Annotated in this window: 15 protein-coding genes; 2 read left to right on the forward strand and 13 right to left on the reverse strand. The window is 73.7% G+C overall.

The features are described 5' to 3' along the window. Positions 1-13: 13 nt before the first annotated feature. Positions 14-187, reverse strand: a complete 174-nt coding sequence (locus tag OG472_RS38935; protein WP_007268044.1) for a thiazolylpeptide-type bacteriocin — start codon at positions 185-187, stop codon at positions 14-16. Positions 188-351: 164 nt separating this feature from the next. Here OG472_RS38935 and OG472_RS38940 point away from each other — a divergent pair, with 164 nt between their 5' ends. Together OG472_RS38940 and OG472_RS38945 are read left to right on the forward strand one after the other, a co-directional pair. Continuing rightward, on the forward strand, positions 352-1,653 hold the full coding sequence (locus tag OG472_RS38940; protein ID WP_405942762.1) for an amidohydrolase: 1,302 nt from the start codon (positions 352-354) through the stop codon (positions 1,651-1,653). Positions 1,654-1,731: 78 nt separating this feature from the next. Beyond that, the gene (locus OG472_RS38945; protein WP_405942763.1) at positions 1,732-3,573 is read left to right on the forward strand and encodes an SMI1/KNR4 family protein; all 1,842 of its coding nucleotides are present in this window, start codon (positions 1,732-1,734) and stop codon (positions 3,571-3,573) included. Between the two features lie 50 nt (positions 3,574-3,623). Here the strand turns inward: OG472_RS38945 and OG472_RS38950 are convergent, their stop codons facing one another. The 12 genes from OG472_RS38950 to OG472_RS39005 all read right to left on the reverse strand — a co-directional run bounded on the left by OG472_RS38950 (position 3,624) and on the right by OG472_RS39005 (position 18,170). After that, positions 3,624-5,039 carry an ATP-binding protein gene (locus OG472_RS38950; RefSeq protein WP_401610464.1) on the reverse strand — a complete coding sequence of 472 codons (1,416 nt, stop codon included), beginning with the start codon at positions 5,037-5,039 and terminating at the stop codon, positions 3,624-3,626. Further along, positions 5,036-5,758, reverse strand: a complete 723-nt coding sequence (locus OG472_RS38955) for a response regulator transcription factor (RefSeq protein WP_401610466.1) — start codon at positions 5,756-5,758, stop codon at positions 5,036-5,038. Before OG472_RS38955 ends, OG472_RS38950 begins: the two co-directional genes overlap by 4 nt. A gap of 25 nt (positions 5,759-5,783) precedes the next feature. Then, positions 5,784-6,347, reverse strand: a complete 564-nt coding sequence (locus OG472_RS38960) for a hypothetical protein (RefSeq protein ID WP_405833839.1) — start codon at positions 6,345-6,347, stop codon at positions 5,784-5,786. A 92-nt stretch (positions 6,348-6,439) separates the two neighbouring features. Continuing rightward, positions 6,440-7,228, reverse strand: a complete 789-nt coding sequence (locus tag OG472_RS38965; protein ID WP_401610470.1) for a cytochrome c biogenesis CcdA family protein — start codon at positions 7,226-7,228, stop codon at positions 6,440-6,442. After that, positions 7,225-7,833, reverse strand: coding sequence for a TlpA family protein disulfide reductase (locus tag OG472_RS38970; protein WP_405833841.1), 609 nt, complete (start codon positions 7,831-7,833; stop codon positions 7,225-7,227). Before OG472_RS38970 ends, OG472_RS38965 begins: the two co-directional genes overlap by 4 nt. Positions 7,834-7,838: 5 nt before the next feature. Beyond that, positions 7,839-8,603 (reverse strand): thioredoxin family protein, encoded by a 765-nt coding sequence (locus OG472_RS38975; RefSeq protein WP_405942764.1) that lies wholly within the window; start codon positions 8,601-8,603, stop codon positions 7,839-7,841. 267 nt (positions 8,604-8,870) lie between these two features. Next, positions 8,871-9,419, reverse strand: a complete 549-nt coding sequence (locus tag OG472_RS38980; RefSeq protein WP_405942765.1) for a hypothetical protein — start codon at positions 9,417-9,419, stop codon at positions 8,871-8,873. Positions 9,420-9,603: 184 nt separating this feature from the next. Next, a complete protein-coding gene (locus OG472_RS38985; protein WP_405942766.1) occupies positions 9,604-10,461 on the reverse strand; it encodes a CAP domain-containing protein in 858 nt (285 codons plus the stop codon). A gap of 201 nt (positions 10,462-10,662) precedes the next feature. Further along, positions 10,663-11,166 carry a metallophosphoesterase family protein gene (locus OG472_RS38990; protein WP_401610475.1) on the reverse strand — a complete coding sequence of 168 codons (504 nt, stop codon included), beginning with the start codon at positions 11,164-11,166 and terminating at the stop codon, positions 10,663-10,665. A 121-nt stretch (positions 11,167-11,287) separates the two neighbouring features. Continuing rightward, positions 11,288-14,299: a hypothetical protein gene (locus OG472_RS38995; protein WP_405942767.1), complete on the reverse strand. Its 3,012-nt coding sequence runs from the start codon at positions 14,297-14,299 to the stop codon at positions 11,288-11,290. A 416-nt stretch (positions 14,300-14,715) separates the two neighbouring features. Further along, positions 14,716-15,444, reverse strand: coding sequence for a hypothetical protein (locus tag OG472_RS39000; RefSeq protein ID WP_405942768.1), 729 nt, complete (start codon positions 15,442-15,444; stop codon positions 14,716-14,718). Further along, positions 15,429-18,170 carry a hypothetical protein gene (locus OG472_RS39005; protein WP_405942769.1) on the reverse strand — a complete coding sequence of 914 codons (2,742 nt, stop codon included), beginning with the start codon at positions 18,168-18,170 and terminating at the stop codon, positions 15,429-15,431. The genes OG472_RS39000 and OG472_RS39005 overlap by 16 nt, the downstream gene beginning before the upstream one ends. Positions 18,171-18,190: the final 20 nt, after the last annotated feature.

The raw sequence follows: 18,190 nt of genomic DNA on the forward strand, positions 1-18,190 counted from the left end.
GCTGCCCGACGGGTCAGGCGGAGCAGGAGGTGGTGCTGGTGGTCGAGGAACACGTCGAGGTGGAGCTGCAGCTCGTGGAACCGGCGAGCACGACCTCGCTGGCATCCGAGTAGTCGGAGATCTCGAAGGTCTCGGACTCCAGCTCCAGGATCTCGTCCGCGAGCGAGGCGAGCGGCGACTTCTCCATGATGACTCCTTCTGCGCGGGGGCCGGCACCGGGCTGTGCCGTGCCTGCCCCCATCAGAGCCGGTGCCGCCTGCAGCGGACCCGTCGGACCGCTGACACTCCGCTGACACGAGGTGTCAGCGCCTTGCAGTACCCGATCCCGCCCCGCCGGCCGATCATGGCGGGATGACCGGCCACGCACCCGCCCCGCTCGCCCGACTGGACGCGCACCTGCGCGACATGACGACGTTCTACCTGGAACTGCACCGGGATCCCGAGCTGTCCGGGGCGGAGCGGCGCACGGCGGACCGTTTCGCCGGGCGGCTGGAGTCGGCGGGCTACGCGACCACGCGCGGCATCGGCGGACACGGCGTCGCCGGGGTGCTGCGCAACGGCGACGGCCCCACGGTCCTGCTGCGGGCCGAACTCGACGCCCTGCCCGTACGGGAGACGAGCGGGCTGCCGTACGCGGCCGACGGCGAGGCGGCCCACGCCTGCGGGCACGATCTGCACCTGGCCGCGGCGGCGGGCGCGGCCGCGCTGCTGGCCGGGGCGCCACAGGCCTGGCGCGGCACCCTCCTGGTGGTGGGGCAGCCGGCCGAGGAGACCCTCGAAGGGGCCCGGGCGATGCTGGCCGACGGCCTCTACCGGCGGTGCGGCCGCCCGGACGAGGTACTGGCCCAGCACGCCGCGCCGCTGCCGGCCGGGATGGTCGCGCACGCCTACGGGCCCGTGACGGCCGGCAGCATCACCTTCCGGGTGGTCGTGCACGGCCGGGGCGGGCACGCGGGCGCCCCGCACCTCGCCGTGGACCCGGTGGTGGCGGCGGCCCACGTGGTGACCCGGCTGCAGACGGTGGTGGCGCGGGAGGCCGCCCCGGCGGAGCAGGTGGCGGTGACCGTCGGCTCGTTCCGGGCCGGCGACCGGGCGAACGTCATCCCGGACCGCGCCGAACTGGCCCTCACGGTCAGGGCGGTGAGCGAAGCCTCGCTGGCCCGGGCCGCCGAGGCCGTGGAGCGGATCGTCCGCGCCGAGTGCGCGGCCGCGGCCTGCCCGCGGGAACCCGAGATCGTCCGGACCTCCGCCTCCCCGGTCACCCACCCCGATCCGGGGATCACGGCCGGCCTACGGGAGGCGCACGCGGCCGAGTTCGGGCCGGAGCGGGTGGCGATGTGGCCGCCCTCGCTCGCGACGGAGGACTTCGCCCTGTTCGGCGATGCGGGCCTGGACGTGCACGGCGAGCGGGGCATCCGGCTCGGCTACTGGATGCTCGGCACGGTCGGCCCGGCCGCATGGTCGCGCGCTCCCGGCACGACGGCGGCCGAGAAGCTGGCGGCCCTCCCGGCCAACCACGCACCGGACTTCGCCCCCGACGCCCGCACCGCCCTGCCGGCCGGCATCCGTGCCCTGACGAGCGCGGCACTGGCCCGGCTCGGCCCGCCCAAAGGAGGCGGGGCAGCGGAGTTCCGGTGTCCGGGCCCGCAGTGACGGGGCGGGAGCCGGGAGCCGGGGGAGCAGGGCCCGGGTCCGCGGCCGTTGTCAGTGGGGGCTGCCAACATCGCCGTCATGATGCGATTCGAGTGGCGCCCCTTCCTCGAGCGGTGGAGCGGGGAGTGGGCCGACGCGTACGACCCGGAACACGACGGCCTGCCGGGCGCAGAGGACTGGCGTGCGGCCCGCTGGCTGGGCCGTGAGGCGGCGGACGGGACCGGGATCGAAGCCGCCGAGGCCCGTCTCGGCGTCACCCTTCCCCCGTCGCTGCGGTCCTTCCTCGCGGTCACCGACGGCTGGCACCACGCGGGCAACTTCGTCTGGCGCCTCGCCGGCTGCGAAGACCTCGACTGGTGCGGAGATCCGCACGGCATGCGGGATGTCTGGCTGGACAGCGCCGGGGACGACGCCGACGAGGACCTCGTCCGCGAGGCGGGAACATGGTCCCGCTCGCTCCAACTCGCCACCGAGTCCGACATGGTGGACGTCCTGCTGGATCCGGAGGACGTGGACGAGCGGGGGGAGTGGGCCGTCTACACCTGGGCGCCGTGGCGCGCAAGCCCACCGGAACGCCACCCGTCCTTCCGCCACTTCATGGAGGACATGTACCGGGAGTTCCACGCCATGGCCTCGGACCGGCCGGCCTTCGCGAACGAGACCACCCGGGCGTTGGACGACCATGTCGAGCAGGCGCGGCTGGCCGCCCTGCGGGGCGAGCACGAGGCGGCACGGGAAACCCTGTCCGAAGCCGTGGCGTTCGGCCGGCCGAGGGCGTCCCGGCTCCGGGACCAGATCGACGCGCTGTGCGGCACGGCCACCGGAGCCGAGGGAGGGGCCTCGCTCGCCGACCCGTACGTCGCCCACGAGGCGGTGCCGCTGACCTGCCGGGCGCAGCCGCAGTACGGCCCCCACCGGGAGGAGTCGCTCACGCGGGGGTATCCCGAGGAGGACCGGCCCGCGGTCGCCGCGACCCTGCGGGCGATCGAGGAGGCGACGTTCCGGTACCAGGCGGACGGGGCCTTCGGGGCGGCCGTGGAGACGGCCCGCGCGCTGGCCCGGCGGGCGGAGCCGGAGGCGGCCTGGCGGACGCTGGCCGCCGCGGTGCCCGAGTGGACCCCCCGGTCCGCCGACCACATCGCCCCCGTCGGCCTCCTGGCGGACCCGTACCTGGGTCCGGTCCTCACCCCGGAGCGCGGCCGCGTCCTGCTGGCCACCCCCCGCGGCCCCGGCGCCGCGAAGGCCTCCCCGGCACCCGCCGGGTCCGCTCCCGAGGACGGTCTGGGCTGGCTCGCGGAGGAATCCCGCCACGGGTTCCGCATCGTGCTGATCGCCGGCGTGGAGCCGTCCGAGGTCCCGCGCCGCCTCGGCTCCGACGACACGACGACCGTCCATCCGGCCCTGACCGTGGGCGACGCATGGCAGGCGCGACCGGGCGGAGAGCCGTGGGAGGCCCGGACGGTGGCCCGGTTCGGCGCGGCGGGCGACGGCTGGGTCTTCGCCCACTCCGACCGGGGCATGGACGCCGCCCAGGCCCGCTTCCGGTCACCCGCCGAGGAGGCCTCCCGCGGCACGCGGGCCCTGACGCTGACGTACGAACCGCAGTGGGGTTCCGAAGACAGCGCGGCCTTCCACTTCTCCTGTGCGGAGAACGGAGAGCGGCGCTACGGCCTGACGGTCCGGGGCGAGTCGCGGACGACGACCGGGGAGATACCGGCAGGGCTCACCCCCGGCGGCCTCTTCGCGGGGCGCACCATGCCCGAGGGGCTGCGTACGGCGCTCGACTCGATCGCCGCGCACTTCGGGGTCACGGTGTCACGGGAGGCCGTGTGCCACGGCCGCCTGGACGGCTTCGAGACCCGCAGCTGGCTCCGCGAGCCGGGCTCCGGGGAGGGCTACGCCTATTGGACCCGTTCCTGACCCGACCCGCCGGCCGTCCGCCGTCCCGCCGCCGCGAGCCTGTCCCGGCCTCAGGTCCGCGGTCGGCGGGTGGCCCGCCAGGTCGGACGGCGGCGGGAGAGACGCGGCCCCCGCCCCGTCGGCGACGGTGTGGCGAGCGCGAACGTCACGGTGATGTGGGCGCCTCCCAGCGGACTGCGCGTGATCCGCATCGCGCCGCCCGTCGCGGTCGAGGCCCGTTGCGCGATGTCGAGTCCCAGCCCGGTGGAACCGGTGCTGCTCCCCCGCGAGAGGGCCCGGTCCGGGTCCGGGATGCCCGGCCCGCCGTCCTCCACGACCAGCTCCACGGCGTGGGCCGTACGCGCGACGCGGACGCCGAAGGGTGTCCCGGAGGCGGTGTGGCGGAAGATGTTGCCGATGAGCGCGTCCACCACGGCGGCGACGTCGTCCTCGGAGAGGCCCACGGCCGTGGGTTCCTGGGTGAGGTCGAGGGAGCAGCAGCGCTGCTGCTGCTCCGCCAGGACCGCCCAGAAGGCGGTGCGGCGGCGGACGACGTCGGCCGCCTCGCAGCGGGGGCCGGGCGCCCCCGGGCCGGCGGCGCGGTCGCCCGTGAGAGGTTCGGCGGCGAGCATGCCCTGGCCCATGGGTCCCACGGCGAGCGGAGTGCGCGCCGTGGCGATGATGGCCTGGAGTTCCGTCTCCAGTTCGCCGACGGCCGCCTCGACCCTGGCCGACTCCGGTGTGCCGGCCATCCGCTCCGATGCCAGGTGCAGGGCGGTCAGCGGGGTGCGCAGCCGGTGGGACAGGTCGGCGACGAGTTCGCGTTCGACGGCGAGCAGTTCGGTCATCCGGTGGGCCATGGCGTTGAAGGCCACACCCGCCTCCCGCAGTTCCTTGGGACCCATCGGCTCCACACGGGTGTCCAGGTCGCCCTGGCCGAGGGCGCGCGATGCCTGCGCGAGCCGCTTCGAGGACCTGACCACCTTCGCGCCGAGACGGTCGGCGACCAGCACGGACCCGCCGATCAGCCCCACGGCGAGGAAGAGCATGACCGCCCACGACTCCTTGACGCCGCGGGTCAGTTCCTCCTCCGGTACGAAGTTCTCGATGACGGCGACCTGCTCCCCGGGAAGCACCACGGGCTGCAGACAGATCCAGCCGTGCGGAACCTCCTGCGAGATGGACTCGCGTCCCTGCTGTGCCCGCTCGAGCAGCTCCGCGGGGGCTTTGGAACTGCCGAGGGGCCCGGTGTCCGGCAGGTGGACGACCAGGTGCTCGGCGGCGTCCAGGCTCGCGGCGGACTCCCGCAGGGCCGCCGGATCCGTGCTCAGTGCGAGGACGGGCGCCAGGGCGGCGGCACGCTGTTCGGCCGCGGTGACGCCCTGCTCCTTGACGAGCGACATCACCAGTGCGGCCAGCGGTATGAGGAAGGAGAGGGCGACCATGGAGGTCACGGCGAGCGCCACTCCGGCCAGTGAGCGTCTCAACGCGGCGCCACCAGTTTGATGCCGACGCCGCGGACGGTCAGCAGGTACCGCGGGGCCGCCGCGCGTTCGCCCAGCTTGCGGCGCAGGGACGACAGGTGCACGTCGACGGTCTGGTCGTCCACGTACGGCTCGCGCCAGACCTCGGTCAGCAGGCGGCGCTTGGAGACGACCTGGCCGGTGTGGTGGGCGAGGAACGCCAGCAGGTCGAACTCCCGGCGGGTGAGGCGCAGCTCCCGGCCGGCCAGGTACGCGGTGCGCGCGCCCGGGTCCACGGCCAGCTCGCCCACGGTGGTGGGGCGCAGCGGTTCGGCGGCCGGTGCCACCGGTGCGCCCGCCTGCGCACCGGTGGGCGGGACGTGGCTCGTGCGCCGCAGGACGGCGGACAGGCGGGCGACGAGCTGCCCCCCGGAGAAGGGCTTGACCAGGTAGTCGTCGGCTCCCGCGTTGAGGAGCTTGATGATTTCGGTCTCGTCGTCGCGGGCGGTGGCCACCAGTACGGGAACGGAGGATATGCCGCGGATCATGCGCAGTGCGTCTCCTCCGTCCAGATCGGGCAGTCCCAGGTCGAGGACCACCGCGTCGACGGGCGACTGGGTGACCTCGCGCAGGGCGCCGAACCCGTCGCCCGCGCTGCGCACGGCATACCCGTGCTCCGCCAGGACCTCGATCAGTGACTGGCGGATGCTGGGGTCGTCTTCGACGACCAGGACGCTCGGCATGGGCACACCTTAGGGGCTCCTGCGCCTAGTGGGCGTCGAAGGTCGGGCCGTCACCGGTGACGCGCAGCTGCACGGGGCGGTCGGAGACCGGGATGGTGCAGCCGTCCTGGGTGCTGCAGCTCGCGTAGCCGAGCAGCAGGGTGGCGTTCCCGTCCCCGTCGGCGCGGACCGGGAGGGTGGTGGTGACGGGGCCGTCGGGGTAGACGGGGACCGGGGCGTCGACACCGGGCACGCTGATGGACCGTACGTCCTGGGCGGCCTTCAGCCTGCCCTCCGCCTTGAGGACCCCCGAGACGGCCATCGCGGTCGGGCGGCCCACGTCCTCGATGCCGGTCGCCGGCAGGTCGATGCTGTAGAGGTGGAACCCCTTGCGCTCGGGCGTGAAGACCGCGGTGACGGTGCCCTTCGAGGCGTGCCAGTCGGACACCGAGAGGGTGACGGTGACCCCGTTCTCGGTGAAGCGCGTCGTGGGCGCGGCGGTTCCGGCGGCGCCGGAGTCCCCGGCGGGCTGCTGGCCGCATGCCGCGAGCGCGGCCAGGGAGACGAGGGCGGCCGCCATGCGGGCCTTACGGGAATGTCTGACATGCATGGAAAGGTTCATGGGTGTCTCTGCACTTCTGTGTCACGGATCACGGATCACGGGATCGGGCCGGTTCTTCGATTTCGAGGCGTACGACGGCTCTAGAGGGCCGTGCTGAAGTTCGCGCTCCACAACTGCATGCGGTACACGAGGTCGTTCCACACCCCGGTGGCCAGCAGGACGCCGACGAGCACGAGCATGCCGCCGCCGATCCGCAACACCCACGGGTAGTGGCGTTTGACCAGGCCGAACGCGCCCAGGGCGCGCCGGAACGCCAGCGCCGCCAGGAGGAACGGCAGGCCCAGCCCGAGGCAGTACGCCGCCATCAGCAGGGCGCCGCGGGCCGCGCTCGCCTCGGTCCACGCGAGCGCCTGGACGGCGGCCAGCGTCGGGCCGATGCACGGGGTCCAGCCGACCGCGAACACCGCTCCCAGTACGGGCGCCCCGGCCAGCCCGAGGGCGGGGCGCCGGTGGCTGCGGAACTCCCGCTGGGTGAACCCCGGCAGGAACCCCATGAAGGACAGCCCCATCAGCACGGTGAAGACGCCGAGCACCTGGGTGACCATCTCCTGGTGGGCGAGGAGGGTACGGCCGAAGTAGCCGAACAGGGCGCCTCCGGAGACGAGTACCGCGGTGAAGCCCAGGACGAACAGCAGCGCCCCGGTCGCCATGCGGCTGCGGCGCCCGCCACGTGCCTCCGCCAGGTCGGCGACCGACAGGCTGGTCACGTAGCTGAGGTAGCCGGGTACGAGCGGCAGGACGCACGGCGACAGGAAGGAGACGAGTCCCGCGACGAACGCCACGGGGGCCGCGATCGCCAGCGTGCCGTTCACGAGGGAGGGGGCGTCCGCGAGGGCGAGCGTCCGGTACGCGAGCGCCGCCCCGGTCACGACTCCTCCTCCACCACGCGCGCGAGCAGGGGCCGCAACTGCTCGTCGGTGACGGCGCCGCCGATGGCGACGGCGATGCGTCCGCGGCGGTCGATCACGAGGGTCGAGGGGATCGCCTGCGGGTTGAGCAGCTCGGGAGGGAAGCGGAGCAGGAGTTCCCCGGAGGGGTCGTGGAGGCTGGGGAAGCCCAGGCCGTGCTCGCGTACGAACGACCGGGCCGCCGTCCGGTCCGGGTCCCGGGTGTTGATGCCGAGGAAGCGGACCTCCTCGGCCGGGGTCTCCCTGCTGAGCCGCGCCAGGTCCTGGGCCTCAGCCCGGCAGGGGCCGCACCAGGAACCCCAGACGTTGACGACGACGACCTGGCCCCGGAACCCGGCGAGGCCGACCGGCTCCCCGTCCAGGTCGTCGCCGGCCAGCACAGGCGCGTCCCGACGGGCGCCGGGGTCCAGGACCTTGGCCTCGGCGGCCCTGGTGACGCCGGCCCGGCCGTCCGGGGCCCCGGCGCCGCCGTCGTCCGTCGCGAGGCCGGCGAGGAGCAGACCGGCCGCCACCGCGAGGCCCGCCCCGGCCGGAACCACGACGGCCCTGCGGACCGATCGCCTCATGCGTCTCATGACGCCCACTTGCGCAGGAAGGAGTTGATGCCGTCCGCGGTCAGGGACGGGTTGCCCGTGACGTGGGTGTCGGTGCGCACCGTGCCGGAGGAGGAGACGACGACCAGCACGGGCATCGTGTACGTCCCGCCGGACGGGCTGTACTTGCGCAGGAGCGCCGAGTTGGCGGAGCTGTTGCCGCCGATGTCGATCTTGACGAGGTGGTACGAGGCCCCGATGATCCCCGCGGTCTGCGGCTGGGCGAACACCTTGTCGGCGGCCTTGCAGTTGCCGCACCAGTTCGCGCCGAAGTCGAGCAGTACGGCCCGTCCGTCGGACTTGGCCGCCCGCAGGGCCGCCTCGATCTGCTTCTGCGCGTCGGCCGAACTGTCGTAACCGGGTCCGGGTATCCGGGCCGGCTCCGGCGCGGCGGACGTACGGGCCGGCTTGGCCGACGTGCGGGCGGGGGAGGCCGGTCCGGACGCGGCACGCGAGGCGGTGGCGGACGCGGAGGCGGACGGCGAGGCCGAGGCGGTCGGGGAGGCCTCGGGGGACGCGGTCGCGGACTCCGACGCGGACGGGAGGGCCGCCTCCGCGGACTGTCCGGCCGTGGCCGGCGCCGCGGAACCGGCGGGCTGGGAGGACGGCCCGCAGGCGGCGGTCAGCCCCACCGCGACCACGGCGGCGGCGACCAGCGGCAGACGCGTCCCCAGGAGCGCGGCGGAGCGGGGCGCCGTCGTACGGCGGTCGGCGCGAACGGGTCGGAGCAGGCGAGAAGTCATGGCGAGGACACCCCAAGGCACGATGCGGACTGCGGGAAGGGCCGAAGGCCCCCCGGCTCGGCGGAACCGGCGGCCCGGGGGTTCGCCGGGTGCGGTTCCCCGGCGCCGAGGGCCGCTCGGCTGACGCGAGCATAGGCCCCGGCAGGGCCTGCGGAACCGCCTCGGCGCGATCTTGAGGTTGCCCTAAGGAAGCGCTCACCTTCCGCTTCGCCGGAGCGCGGCGCACGAGGGCGTACAAGACCCTGAACCGCGCAAAACGGACCGGCGTCAGAACGAGGATTCGCGGACGCTCGCCTTCGCCGACGGGACGATCGTCGCCGTGACCACCGACCGGTGGTCGGTGCCGGAGAACGTGACGGTGAGGGTGTCGTCCGAGGTCTGTGCGGTGGTGGCCTTGAAGCCGCGGCTGGGGATCGCGGAGATCAGGCACACACCCCGGCTGCCGTAGCGCACCGTCACCTTGCCGCCCGTGGAGGGGACGGTGTGCAGGCCCGCTCCGCCCTCCTCGCAGTCGACGGCGGTCTTCGGCGCGGTGGTCCGGGGAGTTCCGGGCGAGGCCTTGGCGGGGGTCGCGGCCGAGGGGGTCGGGCGCTGCGTCACGGTGGGCGAGGGGCTCGCGGACGGGGACGGTGAGACCGGAGCGGGGCTCCCCGCCTCCCAGGCCGGAGGCGTGTCGATGACCACCGGGGCGGACCGCGCGACCGGGGGCGTATGCCTGGTCGAGCCGACCACGAACTGGACCGTGGCGAGCACGGCGGTCACGCTGGTGGCCGTGCACGACAGCCATATGAACAGGTAACGCGGAATCCGGGGCACGGCCCCATAGTGACCGACCCGCCGGCCGGCTCGTCACCGCCTCCCCCCGAAGAGCCCCGGAGCCCCGTGTACGGGCCCGCCGCCGGCCGGTGAACGCCGACGTCCTCCGACCCGTGGGACGGGTCGGAGGACGTGTGTGGGGGGTGGCCGGTTCGGTACGCGGGCTTCGCCGGTCCGGGTCTCGCTACTTCGGGGTGCCGAAGTCCTGCGTCCACCACGGGCCGCCGTCGCCCTTGTGGACGCCGATGCCGATTTCCTTGAAGGAGCAGTTGAGGATGTTGGCCCGGTGGCCGGAGCTGTTCATCCACGCCTTCATGACCGCGTCGGGGTCGGCCTGACCCCGGGCTATGTTCTCGCCCAGGCGGGACCACCCGTATCCGGCGGCCTCCACCCGGCTGGTCATGGTGGACCCGTCGGGGCCGGTGTGCGACATGACGCCGCTCCGGGCCATGGTGTCGCTGTACGTCCGTGCGGCGGCGCTCAGCTTGGCGTTCATGCTCAGTGCGCCGCACCCGGCGGCGGCCCGCTCCTTGTTGACCAGGGCGAGGACCGCGGACTCGGCATCGCCGTTGACGGTGCCGGAGCCCGAGCCCCCCGAGCCGCCCGAGCCCCCGGAACCGCCGCCCGTGGTCGTGGAGGGCTTGCGCGTCGGGTCGGCGGCCCGGGTCGACGCCGGCTTGGCCGGAGCGCTGCTCTCCTCCGTGTCGGGCTTCGGCGGAGCGGCGGACTCGGAGGCGGTGGCGTCCGGGGTGCCGGACGGGCTCGGGCTCGCCGTGGCCGTGGCGTCGGTGGTGGGCGTGGGGTCGGCAGGGGAGGATGCCGCCCCCACGCCGTCACCGGTCCCCGCGGTGCCGGCGGAGGCCCCGGCGGCGCCGTCGGCCCGCCGGTCTCTGCCGGCATCACCGTCGGAGTCGGCCACGGCGACCCCGACCGCCACCGCCGCGGCCGCCGCGGTGACGGACAGGACGATGCGCGTGCGCACCGTCCTCTTCCGTCGCGCCTCGGCGCGGGACGGCGTTTCGGGAGTGTGGCTGCGGCTCATGACGGTTACACCTCACAGGAGAAGGGGAGGAGGGGAGTCCGGCTGAGCCTAGGTCGCCGACCAGCGAAAAGAGCCCGTTGGAGGGGTTCTTCAGGTTCCCCTAAGGAAACCCGCAGGGGCAACACAGGGACGAGCCGGACAATCGCCCCAACTCGGCTTGCCCGGCGCGTGTGTTGCCGGGCGGCGGAATTCGCCCCCGGCTCAGGAGCGCGCGGGCAGCCGGTGCAGAACGACGTCGTGCAGGGCGCCGTCGGCGACAGTGAGGGTCAGGAAGGTGTGGTGGGGCTGTCTCCGACGGTCCGTCGGAGAGCCGGGGTTGAGCAGCCGGAGCCCGCTCGGGGCCGTGGAGTCCCACGGGATGTGGCTGTGGCCGAACACCAGGACGTCCGCGTCGGGGAAGCGTGCGGCGCAGCGCCGTTCGCGCCCGTCGGCCGGGCCGGTCTCGTGGACTACCGCGAAGCGCAGACCGCAGAGTTCGGCGCGGGCGACCTCGGGCAGCCTGCCGCGCAGGGCGGGCCCGTCGTTGTTGCCGTACACGGCGATCAGGCGCCGCGACCTCGACTCCAGCAGGTCGAGCGTTGCCTCGTCGGTCCAGTCCCCGGCGTGGACCACCACGTCGGCTTCGCCGACGGCGGTCAGCAGGTCTTCGGGCAGGTGCCGGGCCCGCGCGGGCACGTGGGTGTCGGAGGTCAGCAGCAGCCTCATGGGTCCACCGTAGACGAGCGTGCCGTCGCCTCGCGGGGGAACCGCTGCCGGAGTACGGAGACTGCCAGGGGCGTGCCCCTGGCAGTCTCCGTCCGGTCGCCCGCTGCGGCGGTGCCGGTCCTTACGGCCTGACCCGCACCGAATCGCAGCCGAGGGCGCGGAAGACCGTGCCGTTGCCGGCCCGGAAGTCCGCCCTCAGACAAGCCTGGGTGCTCTGCGCCGTCAAACCGCTGTCTGCGGGCTTGAAGTGCATCACCATGTCGAGGTCCGCATCGCGGGTGGTCTCGTCCAGTTCGTAGGAGCGCTCGATGTGCCCCCTGTTGTGAATCTCCCTCGCGCCGGACACGGTGCCCGTGTTGAACACGTTGCCCCGCAGGCCCCAGCGGGCCGAGAGGGCGTCGATCGCCGTCGCGTCGAAGGCGAGCGGGAGCCCGTACTCACCGGCCGACGTCGTCAGCGCGGCCAGTGTCGCATCGGTGTTGAGGTTGATCGAGTTCGGGAAGCCCTGCGGCCGGACGTTGACGGCGATCGGCACGACGCAGTCGATGCGGAACGACGCGGCCTTGGAGTTGTTGGCCGTGTCTGGATCGACCGCGTCCGGATCCCGCAGGCTGATCGCGTAGTTGAACGAGATGGTCTTGTAGCCGGGTGTCCGGCAGCTCAGGGTGAACGTCTGGCTGATGGTGCGCGGCGAGCCGACCGCGAGGGCGATCTGTTGCGCCGAGGTCGTCGCCGGTGACACGCCGGCTCCCCCGCCGGCGGTGGCGGTGCCGGCCAGCACGGTGTCGACGGGGCTCGACGGCCCGCCGTTCTCGACCGTCACGTCGACCGTGGCCTGGGCGGACTGTCCGACCAGGATTTCGAGCGGCGAGGACGTGCCCACTGCCGTGACCTTGGCGTCCGCCTTGGTGATGACGAGGGTGTCCGCCGACGTGCTGTCGTTCCCGGGGTTCGGATCGGGTCCGTACAGGTTGTCGACGACGGCCTTGGTGGTGATGGACCGCTGTCCGCCGGGGTACAGGAAGCCGGGCGGGACGTCCACGCGGATGTCGAACGCCCTCGACGCGTCGTCCTCCAGGCTGCCGAGGTTGCAGGTGACCACGAGCCCGGAACGCACGCACGGCACGCTCGAGTCGACGAAGGCGACACCGTCCGGGAGGGTCGTCTTCACCTCGGTCGAGTGGGCCGGGTTCGGCCCGTGATTGGTCGCGGTCACGGTCAGCTTCAACCGCTCACCGGCACCGACCGGGTCGGGGCTGTCGGCGATGGCGACGCTCACGTCCGCCGTGTTGATCTGCGCCGTCATGACGTCCCGGTCGGCGAGCGTCGGGGGCTTGGTGGTCTCGGGATTGACCGCTCCGTTCGCCGAGTCGCCGAACTGGCGGAACGGGAGGGAGACCCGGAGCCAGTCGTGGAATCCGGTGATCGTGTCCGTGTTGGAGATGTTCTGCGCGCAGACCAGCGGCTCCTGGGTCGGAACCGCGGGCGGGGCCGGGAGCGGCGGCGGCGGACTCGAAGTGTTGATGTTGGTCGCCCCCACGTTCGTGTCGAACGGCGGGTCGTTCGAATCCCCGTCCCAGTCGATGCCGCCGGTCAGCGGGCCGGTGCGCCGGTTGCCCCGCCCGTCCTTGAAGACGGCGAGGTTGGCGTTGTCGCTCGAGTCCAGCACGACGGTCTCGTCGAGGTCGTTCTCCACCAGCGGGGGCAGTGGGGCCCTGCCGTGGGCGGGTGCCAGTCCGGGGCGTGCGCCCGTCAGTTGAATGCGCGGCGGCGAGAAGTCGATGACCGAACCGCCGCCGGCGCGACTGATGCCGAACTGCTCGTCGTAGTCCATGATGCTGAGGTAGTTCGGCTTGCAGTTCTTGTCTTCGTTGCCGCCGTGATCGAGCGCGAGGTTGTGCCCGAGCTCGTGCATGACGGACCCACCGTCATGGTTGTAGTCGACGAAGTCGTTGCCGCCGAGTTCCCCCTCCCCTCCCGCGTCGCAGGCGGTGTCGGGCCCCGCCCCGTCGGTGTCCTGATCGCTTCGCGTGCTGATGGCGTAGCGGAAGATCATCCGCCGGTTCGTGTTGAAGTTGGGTGTCGGGAACGCTCCGCCCCCGCCCCTCTTGGCGTTGTAGAAGGCCGCGTCGAGACCGCAGTTGTTCAGGTGCGCGGGGATCCGGTTCCCGCCGCCGAGGTCGTCGCCGACGAGGCAGTCGGGATTGGCGGTGTCCGCCGGTGTGCAGTTGGGAGCCGGGTCTTCGACGCTCGTCTCGAGGAACTCACCGGAATCGCCGCTGTCCACGTTGTCGCAGTCCTGGTCGGCGGCGTCGGTCCGGCCGTCCCCGCTGTTGTCGATGCCGTCCGTACAGGTGCCGGGGACCTGGCCCTTGCGGGCTTCGAGGTCCACGAGGTTGCCCGTGTCGACGTGCAGCCGGATGCCGTCTGTGTTGTCGATGTTCTCGAACGGCGCGTCGGCGAAGGCGTCCTTCATCGCCTGGATGTCGTCGCGTTCGGGAGCCTCGCCGCCCGAGTAGTCGAGCTCCAGGAAGAGGTCCTTGTGGTCGGCCGTGGCGCCGAAGCGCGGAAGGTCGACGTCGATCGTGGTGTCGCCGTTGTCGTTGTAGCCGTTGTGCTCCCAGCCGTCGAGCAGGCCGTCGGAGTCGGCATCTCCGGTGGAGGAGTTGACGCCGATGTCGAAGCAGATCTTGACGGCTTCGCCGCCGTCCCCGGTGACGCAGTTCGTCGGCCAGTTGACGTCGCCGCTCCACCTGCCGTTCCGCAGGTCGACGGCCACGGTCACCGTCTCCCCGGCGCCGGACTTGATGTCGAGCCGGTCGTCGTTCGATTCCAGCTCGCCGGTGTCCGTGCAGAAGGGGACGTCGCAGTCGTCGTGATCCCAGACGGCCAGGGTCAGATGCGCGGTGGGAACGTCGTTCACGGTGAACGGATCGACGAGGCCGGACATCACCCAGAACGGTGTGATGTGGGGATCGTCGTCCACATGGTCCGTGAAGCTGTTGCCTGCGGTCCGCTTGGCGTTGATGGTGCCCGTGGCGAACTCGACGCCGGCGTAGAAGTCGGCGTCACTGCGGCCGATCCCGTCGAGATCGTCGCCGACCCCGTCGACACTCGTCACGGTCAGGGACATCGGAAACGTGGGCGCGGCGCTCGCCGATGGCGTACCTGTCCACGTCGCCAGTCCGCAGATCACGATCATGACGACGGTGCCGACCCGGAAACGTGCTGTGCGGTGTCGCGGTGGCGCACCCCGCTTCTGTCCGAAAAGCCAATGAAATGCACGCCCGACGGCCACTTTGCCTCCTCCGAAACGGAACCGATCACCCTGATGGGAAACTGTGTGATAAGAAATGGAAAACACAGCGGCAAAGCTCGGCTCGGAGCGGGTCGAATACCCTCGCCCGGCATGCTGAAAGTTAGCGCGTCCGCACTATATGGCGTCAAGGGTTCGACAGGGTTGCGTATTCGGTGTGATGAATTACGGAGTCGATATAACTTCTGCTCGGCTTATCGCACCGATTCTTTATGCGGATGATTTCTCGGTGTTCAGCGGGTGGTGAGGTCGATGGCGTCGGCCGCTTCGCGGACCTCCGCGTCCTGGTGGCGGCGCAGGGTGCGGACGGCTGCCCTCCAGGGTCCCGGCCAGTTCAGGCCGGGGCCGAGGGCGGCGGCGAGGGCCGCGGCGAACAACCCGTCGGGCAGGGTGCCGGCGGACAGGGTGCGTACGGCCCCCAGCGCCCCTTCCATCTGCTGCATCGAGCGGGAGGAGTAGTAGTGGCGCTGGTGCAGCTGTGCGGCGCTGCGGCCGGCCAGCGCGGGGCGGTCCGCGACGGCGGCACTCAACTCGCGGCAGGCCGCGATCAGTTCGGCCTCGGGCATGGCCGGGTCCACGGCCCGGACGAGCAGGGAGACGCGCAGGCCGGTCAGCCGCGGTTCGGCGGCCACCTGCCGCGCGAGCGGGGCGCACAACCGGCCGGGCACCGTGACCATGGTCGAGTCGAGCAGGTGGCACAGCCGATGGCGGGCGGGCCGCTCGGGACCGTCGGCGTCGCCGCCCTGCGACGCGCCGTTCTGGGAGCCGCCTTCCTGGGACCGGCCGACCTGCGACGCGCCGTCCTCCGAGGCCATGGCCGACAGCAGTCGGGTGACCGCCTCGTGGAGCGCACTCCCGGGTGCCGCCCCGCCCGCCGGATGGGGCAGCTCCGATCCGGCGATGCCCAGCAGGGTCTTGCCGGCCGCCTCCCACGTGAGGGAGGAGGTCAGGTCGGTGACCATGTCCCCGTGAGCGTCCCGGTGACCTCGGGTGCGTACGCGGCCCATTCCGCCAGGGACCAGAACACGCTCTGGGACGTCAACTCGTCGGCGGTGGCGAGCAGTCCGGTCACGAGCCGGCCGTAACGGGACCGGTGCGCGGGAGCCACCTCGGCCGGTCCGCGCAGCACGGCGCAGCGGGCGGCTTCCGGGCCGTCGGCGACGGCCGACTCCAGCAGCGACCACGCCGCTTCGGCGGGGAGCAGGGCAGGAGCCAGGGCGACGGCGGCAGTCCGCAGGTCCGGATGGGCGCAGGCGTCGAGCGCAGCCCCGGCGAGGAGCTCCGCGGCGTCCTCCGGCGGGAGGTGGCGGGCGGCGAGCCGTGCCGCCGACTTGCGGACGGTGACCTTCACCCCGCCTTCGCGGGTGAGCAGTTCGCGCAGCGCGGAGGCGAGGGCGTCCGGGCGGACCCGGAGCGCCACCCGGTCGGCGACCGCCCAGACAGCGGCCGCGTCGTCGGCGCCGGCGCTGTCGACCAGCAGGCGCAGGGCGGCGTCCGGTGCCTCCCCGACGGCGGCGGCCGCCAGCGCGGCGGGGTCGGCTCCCGCTTCGGCGGCGCCGCCGCACCGCCGGACGAGCTCGTACCCGTACCCCGGGACCCCGGCCGCCTCGCGGAGCAGGGCGGCCCGGTCGTCCAGGGACCGGCCCGGGTCGGCGAGGGCCGTCTCCGCCAGGCGTACGGCGGCACGCTGCTGGCGGGGCAGCCACCGGTCCGCACGGCGGAAGCGGGGCAGCGCGCGGACCGCGCCGGGCGCCGGGAAGCGGCCGGTGGGCGGCGGGTCGGCCAGCGCGCGGTCCAACAGGTCGGTGCGGTCGGCGGCGAGCACGTCGAGTACAGGGGCGAGCGCTGCCGCCGAGGGCTCCCGCTCCAGGAGTGCGGCGACCCTCCCGGCCCGCGTCGCCGGGTCGGCCAGCCAGGCCGCGGCCAGCTCGGCGAAGGCCCCGTCGGGGCAGTCGAGCAGGCCGACGGCGAGGCGGTCCTGCAGCTCGGGGATCCGGCGCGCCCGGTTGCCGAACGCCTCGACCAGGGCGAGCAACGGCGCGTGGTCGCCCCGCCCGGCAGCGCTGTCCAGCCAGGGCCGTACGGCGTCGAGTACGAGGCGTTCGCGGCCGTGGCGCAGCGCCCGGTCCAGCCGGACGGCGGGTGCGAGCGAGCCGGTGTGGGCGGTGAGCTCCCTCATCAAGTGCACGGCGAGTGCGCGGAGTTCCGCGTCGGCCGAGGAGTCGAGGAGGCCGAGGGCGAGAGAGTGGACGGCGGTCCGGGTGGCCGGCGAGCAGTCGCGGGCGCGCAGGGCGTCCAGGCAGAGCCGCTGCAGGTCGTCGCGGCCGACCCGGCCCGTGGTCCCCGTGAGGGCCGCCGCGAGCAGCGGCGCGCGCAGGGCGCCGAAGGCCTCCAAGGCAGCCCGGCGTACGGGGTCGCGCTCATTGCGCAGCCGGCGCGCGGCCAGGTCCAGTACGGCGGCCACCTCCGCCGGATCCGCCGCGTAGCCGGCGTTGGACATCACCTGCCGCCAGGCGAACGCCCGGTCGTCGGCGTCTCCGGAGCCGGTGGCATCGAGGAGTTCCGGCCGGGCCTCGGCGGGCGGGAGCATGGCGAGCGCGGGCCACACCTCGAACGCGGACCATCGCTCGGCGCGGCCCCGCGCGACCTCCTCCCGTGCCACGGCGTGCCGTTCGGCCTGCGGCAGCAGGGCCAGTACACCGTCGGGGATGCCGCCGGGGGCGTGGCCCGGCCGTGTGGCGGCGACCGCCTCGTGGAAGGCCGTCCGGTCCGCGGGCGGCACCGCACGCAGCATGGTGACGTAGGCGCCCCGGTGGGACCAGCGGGCGGCGAGCCGGTGCAGGGACGGCGGAGCGGCTGCGACCAGCCGGCGGAGCACGGCCGGATTGGGGGTGCGCTCCCAACGGCTGCTCCCCCGGCCGGGGTCGGCGAGCCAGCGGGCGGTCCGCTCGGCATCCGCGTCGACGAGATCGGCGAGCCGGTCGTGCAGCGGGTCGGGCAGGTCGCCGGGGCCATGGCGTTCGAGGAGGTCCAGCACCCGCGCGGGTGCGGCGGGCAGGGCCGCCGCGATCCCGTTGGCACGATGTGGCCACCAGCTGCCCCGCAGGCGGGGGGAGAGCGAGGCGAGCTCGCGTTCGGCCTGGTCGAGCACGGCTGCCGGATGGCGGCGGGCCAGCAGGCTCCAGCCCTCGAAGGCGACCGCGCCGGCGAGCTCCGGCAGCATCCGGGCGGTGAACTCCGGGGAGCAGCCCGGCAGCAGCAGGGCCGCGTCCCGGTCGCCGCGCTCGGTCCGCAGCCGCAGCAGCAGGCGCTCGGCGAGGGCGGGCCGGCTGCCGTCGCGCAGCAGCCGGGCGAGGTCGGCGCGGACCACGGCGGGGGCGTCGTCGTACGCGGCTTCGACGACCCCGTCGGGGACGGCCGAAGCGCGGACGCCGCGCAGGACGTAGCGGCGGACGACCGGGTCGGGATCGGCCAGGCGCCCGGCCAGGTGGTCGGTGTCCGCCCCGGCCAGGGCGGCGAGCGCGCCGAGCCGCCGTTCGTACGGGCCGAGCCGGTCGAGTGCGGTGAGCAGCGGCCGGAGCTCGCCGCGGGCGGCCAGCGCGTGCGCGGTGAGGGCGGTGTGCCGCAGGCGGGCCTTGTGCGGGAGGGAGTCGAGTGCGGAGAGCAGCTGTTCGACGGTGGTGATCATCGGGACGGATTGTCACAGAC

The sequence above is a fragment of the Streptomyces sp. NBC_00207 genome, from assembly GCF_045160965.1.
Taxonomy (GTDB): Bacteria; Actinomycetota; Actinomycetes; order Streptomycetales; family Streptomycetaceae; genus Streptomyces.

Excerpts from the sequence above, each read along its gene's own strand:
- OG472_RS38955 (WP_401610466.1), bottom strand. The coding sequence starts at position 5,758 with ATGCCGAGCGTCCTGGTCGTCGAAGACGACCCCAGCATCCGCCAGTCA.
- OG472_RS38970 (WP_405833841.1), bottom strand. The coding sequence starts at position 7,833 with ATGAGGCGATCGGTCCGCAGGGCCGTCGTGGTTCCGGCCGGGGCGGGC.
- OG472_RS38975 (WP_405942764.1), bottom strand. The coding sequence starts at position 8,603 with ATGACTTCTCGCCTGCTCCGACCCGTTCGCGCCGACCGCCGTACGACG.
- OG472_RS38990 (WP_401610475.1), bottom strand. The coding sequence starts at position 11,166 with ATGAGGCTGCTGCTGACCTCCGACACCCACGTGCCCGCGCGGGCCCGG.
- OG472_RS38985 (WP_405942766.1), bottom strand. The coding sequence starts at position 10,461 with ATGAGCCGCAGCCACACTCCCGAAACGCCGTCCCGCGCCGAGGCGCGA.
- OG472_RS38960 (WP_405833839.1), bottom strand. The coding sequence starts at position 6,347 with ATGCATGTCAGACATTCCCGTAAGGCCCGCATGGCGGCCGCCCTCGTC.
- OG472_RS38935 (WP_007268044.1), bottom strand. The coding sequence starts at position 187 with ATGGAGAAGTCGCCGCTCGCCTCGCTCGCGGACGAGATCCTGGAGCTG.
- OG472_RS39005 (WP_405942769.1), bottom strand. The coding sequence starts at position 18,170 with ATGATCACCACCGTCGAACAGCTGCTCTCCGCACTCGACTCCCTCCCG.
- OG472_RS39000 (WP_405942768.1), bottom strand. The coding sequence starts at position 15,444 with ATGGTCACCGACCTGACCTCCTCCCTCACGTGGGAGGCGGCCGGCAAG.
- OG472_RS38995 (WP_405942767.1), bottom strand. The coding sequence starts at position 14,299 with ATGTCCCTGACCGTGACGAGTGTCGACGGGGTCGGCGACGATCTCGAC.
- OG472_RS38945 (WP_405942763.1), top strand. The coding sequence starts at position 1,732 with ATGATGCGATTCGAGTGGCGCCCCTTCCTCGAGCGGTGGAGCGGGGAG.
- OG472_RS38940 (WP_405942762.1), top strand. The coding sequence starts at position 352 with ATGACCGGCCACGCACCCGCCCCGCTCGCCCGACTGGACGCGCACCTG.